Genomic DNA, 15,676 nt, shown 5'->3' on the forward strand with positions numbered 1-15,676 from the left:
CTGCGGCAGCTGCGCTGGCCTCAGCAGCCTGGTTGGAGGGGGAAGCAGGCTGGGGCGATGGTGGTTTGGGGGATGGTGGGGTCTGTGGTGGTGGGGGTGGTGGACTGGTGGGTGAGGGTGGATTCTTGGGCGGGGCGAGGTTTGTTGTTGGTGGTTGTGGTGCGGCCGGTGCACATGGCGGCTACTGCGAGGATGAGGACCAGTAGGACCAGGGCGCCGACTATGGGGAGGTCGCGGCGGCGGCGGGGGCGGGCTGCCTTGGGAGGGTGCTGAGGGTCGGACCACAGGGGGAAGCCGGGGGCGGGGTTTTGGGACTGGCCGGAATAGCTTGTCTGGGGGCCGTTTTCGGGGGACGGGCCGCCCTGTTGGGGGCGAGATTGTTGGCCGCCTTGCCATCCGGGCTGTGGGGACTGGGGCTGGAACTGGCGGGGGCGCTGGGCGCCGGGGGGAGGGCCGGAGGGGCCTTGCGGGGAGCCGCCTTGGGCGTATTGCTGCTGGGGGGCGGGGGCGCCGCCGGTGACTGCGCGGTAGGCGGCGGCTGCTGCTGCGGCGCTGGCGATTTCGGCGCCTGCTGCCGGACGGCGGCCTGCGGGCTGTGAGAATTGTTGTGCGGGTGGGGCATCGCGGCCGGGGCCGGTGGGAGCGCCGCCAGCGGAACCGGCGGGTGCGCCGCCGGGTATGGCGCGGCCGGCTCCTGGACCGGGCTGGGCCCCGGAAGGCCGACCCGCTCGAGCGCCCGGGAGCGGGCCTGCCGGGGCGCCGGAGGGCGGGCCGGCAGGAACCGCCGGGGGAGTTGGGGGCTCGGGGGAAGGGACGGGAACCGAGGGGACCACGACCGTGGGGGCGGCGGACAGCGGGGGAGCGGAGGTCCGGGCCGAATCGGGCGGCGGGAAACCTTCCGAGACGAGGTCGGAATAGGTTGCGGCGGCGGCGAATCCGAGCGCGCCCAGCGCTTGGCCGACCTGTGCGGCGTCCCAGGACGGGTCGGCGCCCTCGGCGAGGCTGGTGAAGTAGTTGCGCAGGGAGGACGGGCCGTCGCCGATCAGGACGTCGATACCGGGTGGGAGGGCGCCCTTTTCGAGCTTCACGCGGCTGCCGAGCTGGGGGCAGAGCAGCACCAGTCCGCTGACGGGCACATGCTCCCGGCCGGGCGCGGAGCGCAATTGGCCGGCCAGGCCCACGGTCTGCTGCAGCACCCGCTCGAGCGGGTTGGCGTCGCCGTCGATCGGCGCGGGCTTGCCGTCGACCGTCCACGGCTCGTTCTCGGCGCAGGAGAGGGTGCCGGTGACGCGCTCGGTGAAACCGTGCACTCCCACCACCACACTGGTCTGCGGCGTCCACACCACGATGTCGGCGTCCTGGCACTGCACTATGGCGATACCGGGCACGGCGTGCGGCCCGCTCCACGACTTGAGCCAGTTCACCACGGTGCGCTCGGTGGCCGACAACCGCGACGGGTCATCGTTCCGGACCTTCACCAACATCCCAGACCACCTCTGACCGATGCTTTTACCCTTCGGCCGCCCGAACGGTCGCCGCGACCACCTTACGTGTCGCGCTGCGCGGTCGCGGCGAATTGTTTTGCGCGGCAGCAAGATCATTCTGCATGGTTCGGCCGGTCGCCGCGCAGGGGGAGCCCCTACCGGCCGGTTGCGGTCGAGGCCTGGGCAACCGGCCGGAATGTCCGATTGCTACCGCAGCAGCGCCCCGACATAGCCGTCGGGACGGATGAGCACGCGTGTTCCATCGGCGGCGCCGTAGGCGCGGTAGGCGTGCCCCTCGGGATCGGTCAGGTCGTGCGTGCCGGTCACGGCCCCCGGTCGCACCACCCGCACCACCCTGGTCGGCTGTCCGAACGAGGTGCTCTCGCCCTCACCCGGCTCCACGGCGTGCAACGGTCCGAAAACGAGCAGCGTCGCGTGCGGCCCGCGGAACATGTCGAAGAGGCTGACCGCCTGCCCGGCCGAGTCGGCCAGCGGCGCATCGGGGGCGCGATCGCCGGTGAGCAACCCCTCGGCATCGGCCGCATCGGTCGCATACAGCTGCCGATAGCTCAGATCCAACTGCTGGGTGCCCTCGCGATCCATGGCGTTCGGATCCCCCTTGACCGTTTTGTCCAGCAGCGCCGAGCTCAGCCCGAGTACCTGCGCCGCGACCGCGCGCCGCTCGGCCTGATAGGAATCGAGCAGCGGCTCACTCTCCGCCCCCGGATTCCGCAGCGCCGCTTCGAGTTTCCACCCCAGGTTGTAGCCGTCCTGCACACCGGTATTGAGCCCCTGCCCGCCGGTCGGCGGATGCACATGCGCGGCATCACCGGCGAGGAACACCCGCCCGACCCGGAAGCGTTCCGCCAGCCGGATATTCGGCCGCCACACCGTCGACCAGCTCAATTCGCTCAGTGTGACGTCGGTGCGGCCCGACCGCCGCTCCAGATACTCCTGCAGCACCGCCAGATCGGCATCGGATTCGTCGCTGATCGGCGCCGCGAACTGGAACTTGCGCCCACCCGGCAAGGGGGACATGGCGATTCCCTCCATCGGATCCTCCGGGTTGGCGAACCAGTACCCGTACTCGTGATCGAGCGCATCGGCGCGCATATCGCCGAGCAGCATGCGAATCGACTCGTCGGTGGTGCCCTCGAACGCGATTCCGAGCGCCTTGCGCACCGTGCTGCGCCCGCCGTCCGCGCCCACGAGGTAGTCCACCCGCACGGTCTCGCTCGCCCCGCCGTGCGTCAGCGTGACCGTCACCCCGTCCTCGTCGGCGGCGAAATCCGCCAGCTCCGTGGCCAGTTCGACCTTCACACCGAATTCCGCCAGCCGCTCCCGCAGTATCCCCTCGGTATCGGACTGCCCGAGCACCCACGGATTCGGGTGCGGCACATCGGGAGTGGGCTCCTTCGGTTCGGTCATCCGCCGCTCCATGGCGAACTCCCCACCCAGGAACACCTTCATGAGTGGCTGCGGGATCCCCGCGGCCAGCACCGCGTCGAGGACGCCCAGATCGTCGAACACCTCGAGCGTGCGCGGCTGGATACCGTCCCCCCGCGAGCCGTCGAAGAACTTCTCGGCCCGATCCACGATGCGCACCGCGATACCGCGACGTGCCAGATCGATGGCGAGGGTGAGGCCGGTGGGACCGGCGCCTGCGATGAGTACCTGCGGCGACATGGCAACTCCAATAACTGAATAGCAATTCACTGAATGTGGATTCAGTATTGTGGATGGTAGTTTCCGCTGTCAAGGAGGTGGTTCGAATGACTGGGCGACGTCAGGAGCGATCGACAGAGACCGAGCAGGCGCTCAAGAGTGCCGCGCGCCGGCTCTTCGCCGAACGCGGCTACCTGAATACCAAGATCACCGATATCACCGCCGCGGCCGGCCGGGCGGCAGGCTCGTTCTACAACCACTTCTCCAGCAAGGAGGAGCTGCTCCAGTCGCTGCTGAACGACCTCGAGGCCGAAGGTGATGTCTCCGCCGAATCGCCGGACCACAAACCGGATTTCACCGATCCGGAGGCGGTGCGCTACCACGTCGACAACTACTGGAGCTTCACTCGCCACAACTGGGCGGTATTGCGCGCCACCTCCCAAGCCGCACTGGTCAGTGCGGATTTCGCCCGCATCGTCAGCGATTTCGGCGCACAGCAGCGCATGGGCATCCGCGACCATCTCGACGGCTTTCCCGCCGCCGGGTTGGAACTTCCCGGTAGCCCGGACGTCAGCCTCGCCATCATGTTCCTGGCGACGAGCGCGCTACTGCAGGCCGTCGAGGACGGCACGCTCGAACTGACCGACGAACAGGCCGTCGAGGCGCTCACCCGCTTCATCTACCGCGGCCTGACAGGCCGCGACATCACCTGATCAGGGCAGCAGCACAACCGATCCGGTTGTCTTGCGCCCCTCCAGATCCCGATGCGCCTGCTCGGCGTCGGCAAGCGCATAGCTCGCGCCGACCCGGATCTTCAAGGTTCCGTCGGCAATGGCATTCATGATGTCGCCTGCGCGCCAGAGCAATTCGGCGCGATCGCGCACATAGTCCGCCAGTGTCGGCCGCGTCACGAACAGCGATCCGGCCGGATTGAGCCGCTGCAGATCGAAGGGCGGCACCGGACCGCTGGCCCCGCCGTACAGTGCCAGCATGCCGCGCACCCGCAGCGAAGCCAGACTGGCCTCGAAGGTGTTCGCGCCGACCCCGTCGTAAGCGGCCGCCACGCCCACCCCATCGGTGAGTTCCCTTACCCGCGCGGCAATGTCGTCCTCGTAGCGCAGCACCTCGGCGGCGCCCGCGTCACGGGAGAGCTTCTCTTTATCATCGGTGGACACGGTGGTGATCACCTGCACCCCGCGCGCGGCCAGCAGCTGCGTCAGGATCAGCCCGACACCACCCGCCCCGGCGTGCACGAGCACGGTCTCACCCATCTCGGGCTTGTAGATCGACTCGATCAGGTAGTGCGCCGTCATGCCTTGCAGCAGTGCGGAAGCCGCGACCGGCGCGGGCACCCCGGCCGGTACCGGAATCGCGAACTCGGCAGGAACCAGCACCTTCTCGGCATAACTGGCGGGCGCGGTCGCCCATGCCACCCGATCCCCGACCTGGAACTCCGTGACGTCCGGCCCGACGGCCGCCACCACGCCGGTGCCCTCGGCGCCCGGAATGTACGGCACAGGCGTCGGATAGCGCCCGGTGCGAATATAGGTGTCGATGAAATTGACGCCGATCGCCTCGGTGTCGACCAGCAGTTGCCCGGGCCCGACCTGCGGGTCCGCTACCTCGGCCGACCGGAGAACCTCGGGACCGCCGTGCTCGGAAACCTCGATGGCGCGCATGTCTCTGTTCTACACCCGCCCTGCCGCCGGGTCGTGCGCGACGCAGGGAACACCGGCGCTTCATGGAGTCTGCTTTACCCGTGGGTAAACTGGCCGATATGAGCGCTACCGCCGCACCGGCACCTGCCAAGCTGTCGCCGTCCGTCATCGATTCGGTGAAGGGATTCCTCGCCGAGCACGGTGGGTCCGCCACCGCGGTGCTGCAGCCCGTCGGCCGCATCGGCGTCCGGGTCACCCTCGTCGGCTCCGACGGCGTTCTCGGCGATCGGGTCGTCGGCGATCTGGAGACCGCCAAGGCGCTCGTCGCCGCCGTCGACGGACTCACCGAGGCCGACGAGTGGAACCGCGAACTCATCTCCACCGTCACCCCCGCCAAGGGCCACTGGGCCAAGATGGCAGGCTGGGTAGCCAAGCAGAAGCGATTCCCCAAGGCACGCAACGAGAAGTAGGTCGAATGAACCCGCAACACGCGGGGGGCGCGCGCTCACAGAGGACATCGTGTCCGGTCGAGTGACAAAACAGGCACAGCTGCGTTCCGCGCTGACGACCCTGTGCGCAACGCTGCGCCCCGGCGAAATGCTGCCCAGTGAACGGCAACTCTGCGACGACTACCGGGTCAGCCGGATGACGGTGCGAGAGGTGCTGGGCCAGCTCGAATCCGAGGGCGTCATCACCCGCATCCCGGGTAAAGGCACCTTCGTCGCGGAACGCGTCGCGCGCTCACGACTGCATATGGCCTCCTTCAGCGAGGACATGCGACGGCTGGGCCGCACACCGAGCACCGTGGTGCTGCACACCGATGTCGGTGTGCCGCCGCCGGCTTCGATCGCCGCGCTCGGGATCGGGACCGAGGACAAGGCATTCCACCTGGTGCGGCTACGGCTCGCGGACGGGCTGCCCATCTCCATCGACGACGGCTGGTACCGGGCCGATCTGCTGCCGGGACTGCTCGATCATGATCTGACGCAATCGCTGTACTCGCTGCTGAATCGTGAGTACGACTGCCCCGTCGACCGTGCCGATCAAACGGTGCGCGCGGTGGCCTCGGACGAGCGGAATGCGGGCTGGCTCGGCACCGATGTCGGTTCGCCGCTGCTGGCGTTCGATCGCATGTCGTACTCGCGGGACCGGTGTGTCGAACATGCCCAATCCTGGTACCGCGCAGACCGATACCAGGTCTACATGACTGTTTCGGCGGGCGACGGCAGTCAGAACGACTGAGCCGCAACCGAACTCAGTGCTGTACCGAACATGATTGAGCCCCAGCCTGATTCAGGCCGGGGTTCAGTTCGTTGTCCGCTCAGATGGAGAAGAGGACCTCGCCCGCGGTCACCGCTCCGGATGCCGCGTTCTGCGCCGAACCCGGCGCGGTGTCCATCACCACGACCGGCACGGCGGCGCTGAGCCCCAGGCGGCGAATGGCATTCGGCGAGAAGGTAACCAGAGGTTGTCCAACCTCGATGCGGTCGCCTTCGGCGGCCTGCATCTGGAACAGATCCGTCTTGCCGACGGTGTCGATGCCGACATGCAGCAGCACGCCGATGCCCGCATCGCTGAGGATGACGGCGGCATGGGGATGCAGCTTCGCGATGGCGCCGGAAATCGGCGCGACAACCGTGATCGGCTCATCGGTATCGGGCGGTTCGATGGCGACGCCCGCGCCGACCATCTCCGCCGCGAACACCGGGTCGGGCACCTCGGAGAGAGGGATGGCGCGGCCTTGCAGGGGCGCCAGAATCTGCGTGCTCACGGCGCTCAGAGGAGATCGTTGATGTCTTCGGCCAGGGCATCGGCGGTCGGCCCGACCACGACCTGAACCGCGTCACCCATCTTGACCACGCCGTGCGCGCCCGCGGCCTTGAGATCCTTCTCGTTCACCTTCGTGGCGTCCTTGACCTCGACGCGGAGTCGGGTGATGCAGCCCTCCACTTCGACGATGTTGTCGGTGCCACCGAGTCCGGCGACGATTTGATCGACTTTCGACATGATTCCTCCTGCGTGTCGAGTGGACAAAACTGGTTATAACCAGTTATATGTGGTTATAACCAGTCACCATACCGCTGGGTGACCCTATTCACAGACCGAGGAACACCGCTATGGCCGATACCGCCCAGGGCGCGCGCAAGAAAATCGACCTGTCCGGACTGCAGAAGCTCGGCCGTAGCTTGATGCTGCCGATTGCCACGCTACCTGCCGCCGGGTTGCTGCTACGACTAGGCCAGGACGACATGATCGGCCGCTGGACGGCCACCAAAACCGTCGCCAGCGTGCTCGCAGGGGCCGGCGGTGCACTCATCGACGCCCTCCCGCTGCTGTTCGCGGTCGGTATCGCCATCGGCTGGGCCAAGAAGGCCGACGGTTCCACTGCGCTCGCCGCGGTGGTCGGCTACCTCGCCTTCGGCGGCGTCCTCAAAGCCATGTCCCCGGTGGTCCTCGAAGGTAAGACCGACACCAAAGGTGCTCAGGCACTGGTGAACTTCGGTGTCCTCGGCGGCATCGTCATCGGCTTGACGGCAGCGATTCTCTGGCAGCGCTACCACCGCACCCAGCTCCCGGACTACCTCGGCTTCTTCTCCGGCCGCCGCCTGGTCCCGATCCTGACCGCCTGTGCGGCAGTGATTCTCGGCGTGGTCATGTCGTTCATCTACCCGGCCTTCAACTCCGGTCTGACCTGGCTCGGCAATACCGTGGCCGACCATTCGGTCGTCGGTGGCGGCATCTTCGGTTTCGCCAATCGCATGCTGCTGCCACTGGGACTGCACCACATCCTGAACTCGGTGCTGTGGTTCGTGATCGGCGACTACAACGGGACGCACGGCGATATCCCGCGCTTCCTGGCCGGTGACCCGTCCGCCGGTACCTTTATGACCGGTTTCTTCCCGATCATGATGTTCGGCCTGCCCGCAGCCGCGCTCGCCATCTGGCGCAATGCCAAGCCGGAGAACCGCAAGATGATCGGCGGCATCATGCTCTCCACCGGTCTGACCGCCTTCGTCACCGGTATCACCGAGCCGCTGGAATTCGCGTTCATCTTCGTCGCCTGGCCGCTGCTGCTCATCCACGCGCTCTTCACCGGCACCGCGCTGGCGCTGACCAATGCGCTGGGTATCCATGACGGTTTCACCTTCTCCGCGGGCGCCATCGACTATCTGCTGAACTTCGGTAAGGCGACGCATCCGCTCTGGCTGATTCCCATCGGACTCGGCTACGCCGTCCTGTACTACGTCACCTTCAGCTTCATCATCCGACGCTGGAATCTGCCGACACCGGGTCGTGAACCCGAAGAAGAAGAGATCGAGAAGGAGAACGTCGCGTAATGATCAATCGCACCGCTGTTGTTGCGTCGAAGACCGGCCTGCATGCCCGCCCGGCCGCCCTCTTCGCCCAGGCCGCCGCCAAATCGGCCACGCCCGTGACGATTTCGATCGATGGCAAGCCGCCTGTCGCCGCCGGCAGTCTGCTGCAGGTGATGACCCTCGGCGTGAAGCAGGGCGACACCGTCACCCTCTACACCGAGGACGGCGGTGACGAGGTCCTCGACCAGCTCGTCACGCTGCTGGAGACCGATCTTGACGCGTGAGATCCATGGTGTCGCCGCCGCTCCCGGAGTGGCGCTAGGACCGGTGAAGTGGCTGGCGTCCGCGCCGGTCACCAGCTCGTCCGATGCTCCCGGGAGCGATATCGAGGCCGAAATCTCCCGTGCCGAAACCGCTTTCGAGACCGTCGCGGGCCGCTACGCCGCACAGGCCGATGCGGCGAAAGGTCCGGCCGCCGACATCTTGTTCATGACTTCGGCGCTGGCGGCCGATCCGGCTCTGCTCGACCAGGTGCGCACGGGTATCCGTGCCGGTGGCCCCACCGCGCACTCGGTCACCGAGGCCGTTGCCCACTTTGCCGAGCAATTGGCGGCGCTGGGCGGCATGATGGCCGAACGCGCCTCCGACCTGCGGGATGTGGGGCAGCGGGTGGTCGCCGAACTGCTGGGGGTGGATCCGCCCGGAATCCCGGACAGCGCTACGCCTTTCGTTCTCGCCGCGCAGGATCTCGCGCCCGCCGATACGGCGACGCTCGATCCGCAGATCGTGGTCGGATTGCTCACCGTCGCAGGCGGACCCACCTCGCATACCGCGATTCTGGCCAAGGCCCTGGGTATTCCGGCCGTGGTGGCCTGCCCGGAGGCGGTCGAGATCGCGGAGAACACCGTGGTGGTGCTCGACGGCACCAGTGGCACAGTCGAAGTCGAGCCGGGGGAGCAGCGTCGTGAGGAAGTGCTTGCCGTGCGCGCGCGGCACACAGACGCTCCCACCGGTCCGGGCCGCACGGCTGACGGACATGCGGTGCCGCTGCTCGCCAATGTGGGCAGCGCCGCCGATGCGCGGCTCGCGGTCGAACTCGGCGCCGAGGGTGTCGGACTGTTCCGGACCGAATTCCTGTTCCTGGGCAGGCAATCCGCGCCGACGGTGGCCGAGCAGACGGAGCAGTACGCGGAGATCTTCCGCGTCCTGGGGGAGCGCCCGATCACGGTGCGGACCCTGGACGCCGGATCCGATAAGCCGCTGCCGTTCCTGAATCTGCCGGAAGAAGAGAACCCTGCGCTGGGTGTGCGCGGGCTGCGGTTGAGCAGCGTCGATGAGGGGGCGCTGCTCGACCAGCTCACAGCCATCGAGGCCGCACGACAGGCCACCGGGGCTGCCGTGCAGGTGATGGCGCCCATGGTTGGCACGGTAGAGGAGGCGAACTACTTCGCCACCCGTGCGCGCGCGGCCGGGGTGCAATCGCCCGGCGTTATGGTCGAGATTCCGGCCGCCGCACTGCGCGCCGAGCATCTCGGTGCGGAGGTGGATTTCTTCTCCATCGGCACGAATGATCTGTCGCAGTATCTCTTCGGCGCGGACCGCATGTCCTCGTCGCTGGCTGCGCTGCACAATCCGTGGCAGCCCGCACTGTCGGCCACTATTGCCATGGTGGTCGCCGGTGCGAGTAAGCACGATGTCAAGGTCGGGGTGTGCGGCGAATCGGCGTCCAACCCCGAATTCGCCTGTGTCCTGGTGGGTCTCGGTGTCGAGACACTGTCCATGGTGCCGCGGTCATTGGCCGGGGTGCGGGCAATGCTCGCGGAAGTCACCGTGGAACAGTGCCGGGCTGCGGCCGCCGCCGTACTTGCGGCGCGAACCGCCGACGAGGCATTACAGGCGGCCCGTACCGCGCTGGGGCGAGGTAAGTGAGGACGACACTGCGCGGCCGGGTCGTCACCCTCACCGAGGCGGGCGATATCGCCGACGGTGTGGTGTCGTTCGACGGACCGCTGCTCGACTTCGTCGGCCCGGCACAGGGATTCGACGGTGAGTTGCCCGCAGTGGCAGCGTGCCCGCCGGTGATCCTGCCCGGGCTCATCGACGTGCACTGCCATGGCGGCGGTGGATTCGGTTTCCCCGAAGCCGATTCTGAGGGCGTCGCCGTGGCGGCGGACTTCCATCGCAGCCGTGGCACCACCACGCTGGTGGCCTCGCTGGTCTCCGCGACCGAAGCCGAACTGCGCGAACGCATCGACGTGCTCGGCAAGGCCGTCGATTCCGGACTGCTCGCAGGCATTCACCTCGAAGGTCCGTTCATCAGCGAGCATCGCCGGGGCGCGCACAATCCCGACCGGATCATCGCCGGTGACCCGGCCATGCTGGAGCGTCTGATCGGCTACGCCGGTGGGCGCATCGTCTCGGTCACCATCGCCCCGGAGGTCGAGAACTTCGACGCTCTGGCCGATGTGCTCGCCGATGCCAATGTAGTGCTGTCCCTGGGGCATACGGTCGCCGACTACGAGCATTCGGTGCACGCCATGCGGCGCGGCTGGCGGGTGTCCATCACCCATCTGTTCAATGCCATGGAGGAACTCGCACACCGCGATGCCAATTTCCTCACCGCCGCCATGGCCGCCGCCGGACGTGGGGATGTGGTGGCCGAGGTCATCGGTGACGGCGTCCATTTGGCCGACGGCACCGTCCGCATGGTCTTCGACACCATCGGTCCGGACAACCTCGCCCTGATCACCGACGCCATGGCGGCCGCCGGTCAACCCGACGGGCGCTACCACCTGGGCAGTCTGGATGTGGTGGTGAAGGAAGGGGTTTCGCGCCTCTACGACCCGAACGGCGAGGGCGCCATCGCGGGAGGGACGGCGACGGCATCGGATGTGCTGCGCCGTACCGTCTTCCATGCGGGCGTGGAACTCACCGCCGCTGCCACAGCCGCCTGCGCCACCCCTGCTCGACTGCTCGGCCTTGCAGATCAGGTCGGCGCACTCCGCTCCGGGATGCGCGCCGACGTGCTTGTCACCGACCACCACTTGAACCCACTGACCGTGTACAAGGATGGGAACCCATGGAACTCGTGATCACCGATAACGCGGCCGAAGCCGGTGTGCTGGCGGGCCGCATCATGGCCGACCATGTACGCCGCGGGGCCCGCGCAATCGGCCTGGCCACCGGCTCCTCCCCGCTCGGCGCGTACCAGGAACTCATTCGCCAGTACCGCGAGGCGGACCTGAGTTTCCGTGGTGTGCAGGCCTTTCTACTCGATGAGTACATCGGCCTCCCGCCCGGGCATCCGCAGTCCTACGCGCAGTTCATCCGCGACGAATTCACCTCGCACGTGGACTTCGCCGATTCCGATGTGCACAGCCCCGACGGCAATGCCGCCGACATCCCCGCCGCCGCAGCCGATTACGAGCGCTCGATCGCCCAGACCGGTCGCATCTCGGTGCAGATCCTCGGTATCGGCGCCAATGGGCACCTCGGCTTCAACGAACCCGGTTCATCCCTGCGCTCACGCACCCGGGTGAAGACCCTGACCCCGACGACCCGGGAAGACAATGCCCGCTTCTTCGAGGATGACCTGACCCAGGTCCCCACCCACGTCCTGACCCAGGGCCTCGGAACCATCAGCGACGCAGACCATCTCGTCATGATCGCCACCGGCGCAGGCAAGGCCGATGCCGTCGCGGCCGCCGTCGAAGGCCCGGTCTCGGCGTTCTGCCCGGCATCGATCCTGCAGATGCACCCCCACGTAACCGTCATCGTCGACCCTGATGCAGCCGCCGACCTGAAGGCAGTCGACTACTACCGCTTCGCCGTCGAGAACAAGCCCGCCTGGCAAAGCTTCTGATCACGGATTTCACGAAAGAGCAGGCGGTGCACCGAGACTCGGTGCACCGCCCGCTTCGTCTCGGGTCTCAGTAGGAGTACGGTCCGAAGCGGCCCCAGGCGACGAACACGGCGAGTGCGAGCATTACCGCATTCACCGGCAGCGCGTTGAACTCCTTGCGGCGCACGTGCACTCCGGCCGCCAGCACCATGATGAGCGCGATGCCGCTCGCCGCGATCGGCGTGAGCACCGGTGCGATGCCGGTCCATGCGGGCAGTACCAGGCCCAGTCCACCGAGGAGCTCGGTGATGCCGATCAGTCGCAGCGTGCCGGTGGATACGTCCTGCACCCACGGCATCTTCTCCGCGAGCTTCTCCTTCGGCTGGGTGCTTTTCATTACCCCCGCCAGCGCGAACGCCACAGCAAGCACGCTTGCCACAATCCACAGCGCCACATTCATGGTGGTCAACCCTTCCTGATCACTTAAACCGTTGAGTGAATGCTAGGTTGTGTCACTTAAACATGCAAGTCAGCTCATGTCGATTTCACTTCACGATTTAAGTTATCCTGGAGCTATGGGCACCGATGAACAGCCGCGCTGGCTCGACGACGAGGAACAGCAGGCATGGCTATCGCTGGTGGGCACGCTGATTCGGCTTCCGGCCGCGCTGGACGCGCAGCTGCAGCAGGATGCGGGGATTAATCATTTCGAGTATCAGGTGCTGTCCGGGCTTTCCATGTCGCAGGAGCGGACGCTGCGGATGAGTGTGCTCGCGGCGCTGTGCGGCGGCTCGCTGGCGCGACTGTCGCAGGTGGTGGGCCGACTCGAGAAACGCGGCTGGGTGCGCCGCGCGCCCGACCCGACCGACGGCCGCTACACCCTGGCCACGCTCACCGATGCGGGCTTCGGCAAGGTCGAGGAATCCGCGCCCGGGCACGTGGAAGCGGTGCGGCGCTACGTCTTCGACCCGATCACCAAGGCTCAGGTCCAGCAGCTGACCCGGATCGGCCAGCGCATCGGCGACGCCATCGACCCGGAGGGTTGCCCGGACAGTCGTCGCCACTGACCTCGCTTTCCCGGTGGAGTACCGGGGATTCGGAGGGGTCGGCAGCACGTCACGCGGGCTTGATGCGAGCTGTCACTGAATAATGGTCGGCATGGCCGAGCGCAAGGCGAGTCGGACGGCGGTTCTGGTGTGTCAGGGCCGCGCCGTGGCGGATGGACGGTTGGCGGTCGGGCGGTTCGCCGACCCGGTGGCGATAGACCTACTCACCCCCTCCGAGCAAGAGCTGGTGCAACGGGTTCGTTCCGGTATCCGGCCGAAGGCCTTCGGGGAGCGGATGGAGTACGAATTACTCACCGGCACTACGGAAGTGCTGGCGGTACGCACGGTCGCGATTGACGATGCGGTGCGTGAACGGGGCAATCCGCAGCTGGTGATTCTCGGCGCCGGATTGGACGCGCGCGCCTGGCGCATGGCCGAACTCGCCGAGGTGGACGTATTCGAGGTCGATCAGCCTGCCTCCCAGCAGGAGAAGCGTGAACGATTGGGGGAGCGGACGGCACTGGCCGCTTCGGTCCGATTCGTTCCGGTGGACTTCGCGCGCGATTCCCTCGGTGCGGCACTCGCCGAAGGCGGCCACGACGAGACCCGGCCGACCACCTGGATCTGGGAGGGTGTGGTGCCCTACCTGACTCCGGAGCAGGTCGAGGCCACCGTCGATATGGTCGGCAAGCACAGCGCGCCCGGCAGCCGGTTGATCCTCACCTATCCCGTGCCCTCACGGGTGTATTCGATCGGCCGCAAAACAGTGCAGGTGCTGCTGAACCTGGCCGGGCGGCACAATCCCATGGCGGGGGAACCGAACCAGTCGGCCTGGCCGCCGGAGCGGATGCGAAAACTGCTGGGCGCGCGCGGATTCGACGTCACCACGGACGTTGACCAGCTCAGCGTGGCGCGCGAACTGGATCTGAAGGTCGAGCGGGATCGCTTCCTGACCCGCGGCAGAGTCGCCGTCGCCGATCGAAAGTGATCTCCTACGAGACTGCGATGAATTCCGGCCACGCGCCCGGTCTGTACTGATAACGACCCATCTGCGAACAGGAGATCAGTGATGTCCGTGATCGAGCCCGTTGTCGAACTGGATACGCGTTTCAGCAGCCCCGGAGCCACTGCGCCCTCCTGGGCCGAAGTGACTGATGTGCTGAACCAGGCGGAAATCTTCTGGCTGTCCACGGTGCGGGGAGATGGCCGGCCGCATGTGACGCCGCTGCCCGCGATCTGGCATGAGGGCCGTCTGCACATCTGCACCGGCGATAACGAGCAGAAGGCGGTGAACCTCGCGCGCGAACCGCGCTGCGTGCTCACCACCGGTACCGATCGGCTGAATACCGGGGTCGATGTGGTGGTCGAAGGGACCGCCGAGCGCATTACCGATGTGCCGACCCTGCATGAGTTGGCCAAACTGTGGAAGGTGCAGCTGGACTGGGACTTCACCGTCAGCGACGGCGGATTCGACGATGGCCGGGACGGGACGGCCACCGTCTACGGCATCGCCCCGGAGAAGGTGCTGGCCTTCGGCAAGGGTGAGCCCTTCAGCCAGACCCGGTACCGTTTTCCGGCCTGACCGAAACATCGCTCACGGCAAGGGGTTTCCCCGGCCGGTAATGGTCAGGCGTTCTGGGTAACAGGCTGGGCGACCACCGAGGTCACCGATTCCCGCGTGCGCATCGCTGCCCACAGGGCGGCGGTGGCCGCGGTGCAGGCGGCGGCGCCACCGACGTGCACAGCCACCAGCGCGGCCGGAACATTGGTGAAGTACTGGACCAGGCCGACCAGCCCCTGACTGCACACCAGGACGATGACCACGATCAAGCGCGTGCGGATGGCCTTGTTCATCCCGATCGCGGCGAGACCACACGCCAGGCCGATCAGCAGCGCCAGATACGCGACGACCATCTCAGCATGCAGATGCACCAGCGTGACGATCTCGACCTGCAGCCGCGCGACCGGCTTCTCGATGCTCTTGTCACCGGCATGCGGTCCCGCACCCGTGACCAGCGTGCCCGCAATCAGGGTCGCGGACAGTGCAATCGCACTGAATCCGGTCAGCCACTGCAGCGGCCTGGGCACCCGAACGGTTTCGATGCCGTCATCGGGTTCGCCGATCTTGGCGTAGAGCAGCACCGACAGCCACACCATCAGCATGGACACCAGCAGGTGCACCGACACCGTCCACCACAGCAGTCCGGTGCGCACAGTGATGCCGCCGAGGATGGCCTGCAGCACGGTGCCGCCGGGCATCAGCCACGCGTACACCTTCACCTCGTACCGCCGCCGCGCGCGCACCACCGCGATGACCACCAGGGCCGCGCACAGCGTCACCGCGAAAGTCAGCATGCGATTGCCGAATTCGACCGCCTGGTGTATCACCGGCACTTCCGACACCGTCGACGGCGTGAAGCTGCCCGGGAAGCATTGCGGCCAAGTGGGGCAACCGAGCCCGGAGGAGGTGACCCGAACAATGGCCCCGGTCACCGAGATTCCGGCCTGGGACAGGATCACCGCGAAAGCGATGATGCGCTGCACCCGGAGCGAGGGCATCGGGAGCAGGTCGACGAGTCGCTGGAATGCGCGAGATAGCACGCGTCGATGGTAGCGGGAGCGTATTCGGGCCGATCACCGGCCCTACTACAACGCGTCGTTAGTC

The 15,676-nt window shown here is 67.1% G+C and carries 18 protein-coding genes; 11 read left to right on the top strand and 7 right to left on the bottom strand.

Annotated features, from left to right (window positions below; translation table 11 throughout):
- Positions 1-20: 20 nt before the first annotated feature.
- Together JWN03_RS38535 and JWN03_RS38540 are read right to left on the bottom strand one after the other, a co-directional pair.
- Positions 21-1,484: a hypothetical protein gene (locus JWN03_RS38535; protein ID WP_297626116.1), complete on the bottom strand. Its 1,464-nt coding sequence runs from the start codon at positions 1,482-1,484 to the stop codon at positions 21-23.
- A 207-nt stretch (positions 1,485-1,691) separates the two neighbouring features.
- Positions 1,692-3,170, bottom strand: coding sequence for an FAD-dependent monooxygenase (locus JWN03_RS38540; RefSeq protein ID WP_297626119.1), 1,479 nt, complete (start codon positions 3,168-3,170; stop codon positions 1,692-1,694).
- Positions 3,171-3,256: 86 nt separating this feature from the next.
- Here JWN03_RS38540 and JWN03_RS38545 point away from each other — a divergent pair, with 86 nt between their 5' ends.
- Positions 3,257-3,862 carry a TetR/AcrR family transcriptional regulator gene (locus tag JWN03_RS38545; RefSeq protein ID WP_297626122.1) on the top strand — a complete coding sequence of 202 codons (606 nt, stop codon included), beginning with the start codon at positions 3,257-3,259 and terminating at the stop codon, positions 3,860-3,862.
- Here JWN03_RS38545 and JWN03_RS38550 read toward each other — a convergent pair whose 3' ends face one another.
- Entirely contained in the window at positions 3,863-4,828 is a 966-nt protein-coding gene (locus tag JWN03_RS38550) for a quinone oxidoreductase family protein (RefSeq protein ID WP_297626126.1), read from the bottom strand. It lies immediately after the preceding gene.
- Positions 4,829-4,926: 98 nt separating this feature from the next.
- Here JWN03_RS38550 and JWN03_RS38555 point away from each other — a divergent pair, with 98 nt between their 5' ends.
- Both JWN03_RS38555 and JWN03_RS38560 read left to right on the top strand, forming a co-directional pair.
- Complete coding sequence (locus tag JWN03_RS38555; RefSeq protein WP_297626128.1) at positions 4,927-5,277, top strand: hypothetical protein; 351 nt, start codon at positions 4,927-4,929, stop codon at positions 5,275-5,277.
- A gap of 61 nt (positions 5,278-5,338) precedes the next feature.
- Positions 5,339-6,049 carry a GntR family transcriptional regulator gene (locus JWN03_RS38560; RefSeq protein WP_297626131.1) on the top strand — a complete coding sequence of 237 codons (711 nt, stop codon included), beginning with the start codon at positions 5,339-5,341 and terminating at the stop codon, positions 6,047-6,049.
- A 79-nt stretch (positions 6,050-6,128) separates the two neighbouring features.
- Here the strand turns inward: JWN03_RS38560 and JWN03_RS38565 are convergent, their stop codons facing one another.
- Positions 6,129-6,578, bottom strand: coding sequence for a PTS sugar transporter subunit IIA (locus tag JWN03_RS38565; protein ID WP_297626134.1), 450 nt, complete (start codon positions 6,576-6,578; stop codon positions 6,129-6,131).
- 5 nt (positions 6,579-6,583) lie between these two features.
- Positions 6,584-6,814: a PTS glucose/sucrose transporter subunit IIB gene (locus JWN03_RS38570; protein WP_297626136.1), complete on the bottom strand. Its 231-nt coding sequence runs from the start codon at positions 6,812-6,814 to the stop codon at positions 6,584-6,586.
- A gap of 110 nt (positions 6,815-6,924) precedes the next feature.
- Here JWN03_RS38570 and JWN03_RS38575 point away from each other — a divergent pair, with 110 nt between their 5' ends.
- Genes JWN03_RS38575 through nagB form a run of 5 tightly spaced genes read left to right on the top strand, consistent with a single transcriptional unit; the run spans position 6,925 to position 11,986 of the window.
- Positions 6,925-8,145: a PTS transporter subunit EIIC gene (locus JWN03_RS38575; RefSeq protein ID WP_297626138.1), complete on the top strand. Its 1,221-nt coding sequence runs from the start codon at positions 6,925-6,927 to the stop codon at positions 8,143-8,145.
- Positions 8,145-8,408, top strand: a complete 264-nt coding sequence (locus tag JWN03_RS38580) for an HPr family phosphocarrier protein (RefSeq protein ID WP_297626140.1) — start codon at positions 8,145-8,147, stop codon at positions 8,406-8,408. The genes JWN03_RS38575 and JWN03_RS38580 overlap by 1 nt, the downstream gene beginning before the upstream one ends.
- On the top strand, positions 8,398-10,053 hold the full coding sequence (gene ptsP / locus JWN03_RS38585; protein ID WP_297626142.1) for a phosphoenolpyruvate--protein phosphotransferase: 1,656 nt from the start codon (positions 8,398-8,400) through the stop codon (positions 10,051-10,053). The genes JWN03_RS38580 and ptsP overlap by 11 nt, the downstream gene beginning before the upstream one ends.
- Entirely contained in the window at positions 10,050-11,216 is a 1,167-nt protein-coding gene (locus JWN03_RS38590; protein ID WP_297626144.1) for an N-acetylglucosamine-6-phosphate deacetylase, read from the top strand. Before ptsP ends, JWN03_RS38590 begins: the two co-directional genes overlap by 4 nt.
- On the top strand, positions 11,204-11,986 hold the full coding sequence (gene nagB, locus JWN03_RS38595) for a glucosamine-6-phosphate deaminase (RefSeq protein ID WP_297626146.1): 783 nt from the start codon (positions 11,204-11,206) through the stop codon (positions 11,984-11,986). Before JWN03_RS38590 ends, nagB begins: the two co-directional genes overlap by 13 nt.
- A gap of 67 nt (positions 11,987-12,053) precedes the next feature.
- Here nagB and JWN03_RS38600 read toward each other — a convergent pair whose 3' ends face one another.
- Complete coding sequence (locus JWN03_RS38600; protein WP_297626164.1) at positions 12,054-12,425, bottom strand: DoxX family protein; 372 nt, start codon at positions 12,423-12,425, stop codon at positions 12,054-12,056.
- Positions 12,426-12,540: 115 nt separating this feature from the next.
- Here JWN03_RS38600 and JWN03_RS38605 point away from each other — a divergent pair, with 115 nt between their 5' ends.
- The 3 genes from JWN03_RS38605 (at position 12,541) to JWN03_RS38615 (ending at position 14,593) form a co-directional block, all read left to right on the top strand.
- Positions 12,541-13,032: a MarR family winged helix-turn-helix transcriptional regulator gene (locus JWN03_RS38605; RefSeq protein WP_297626147.1), complete on the top strand. Its 492-nt coding sequence runs from the start codon at positions 12,541-12,543 to the stop codon at positions 13,030-13,032.
- Between the two features lie 91 nt (positions 13,033-13,123).
- The gene (locus tag JWN03_RS38610; RefSeq protein WP_297626149.1) at positions 13,124-13,999 is read left to right on the top strand and encodes a class I SAM-dependent methyltransferase; all 876 of its coding nucleotides are present in this window, start codon (positions 13,124-13,126) and stop codon (positions 13,997-13,999) included.
- An 81-nt stretch (positions 14,000-14,080) separates the two neighbouring features.
- Positions 14,081-14,593, top strand: coding sequence for a pyridoxamine 5'-phosphate oxidase family protein (locus JWN03_RS38615; RefSeq protein ID WP_297626152.1), 513 nt, complete (start codon positions 14,081-14,083; stop codon positions 14,591-14,593).
- A gap of 44 nt (positions 14,594-14,637) precedes the next feature.
- Here the strand turns inward: JWN03_RS38615 and JWN03_RS38620 are convergent, their stop codons facing one another.
- The gene (locus tag JWN03_RS38620) at positions 14,638-15,612 is read right to left on the bottom strand and encodes a COX15/CtaA family protein (protein ID WP_297626155.1); all 975 of its coding nucleotides are present in this window, start codon (positions 15,610-15,612) and stop codon (positions 14,638-14,640) included.
- Positions 15,613-15,676 lie beyond the last annotated feature (64 nt).

Source organism: Nocardia sp. (assembly GCF_025465275.1).
Taxonomy (GTDB): Bacteria; Actinomycetota; Actinomycetes; order Mycobacteriales; family Mycobacteriaceae; genus Nocardia.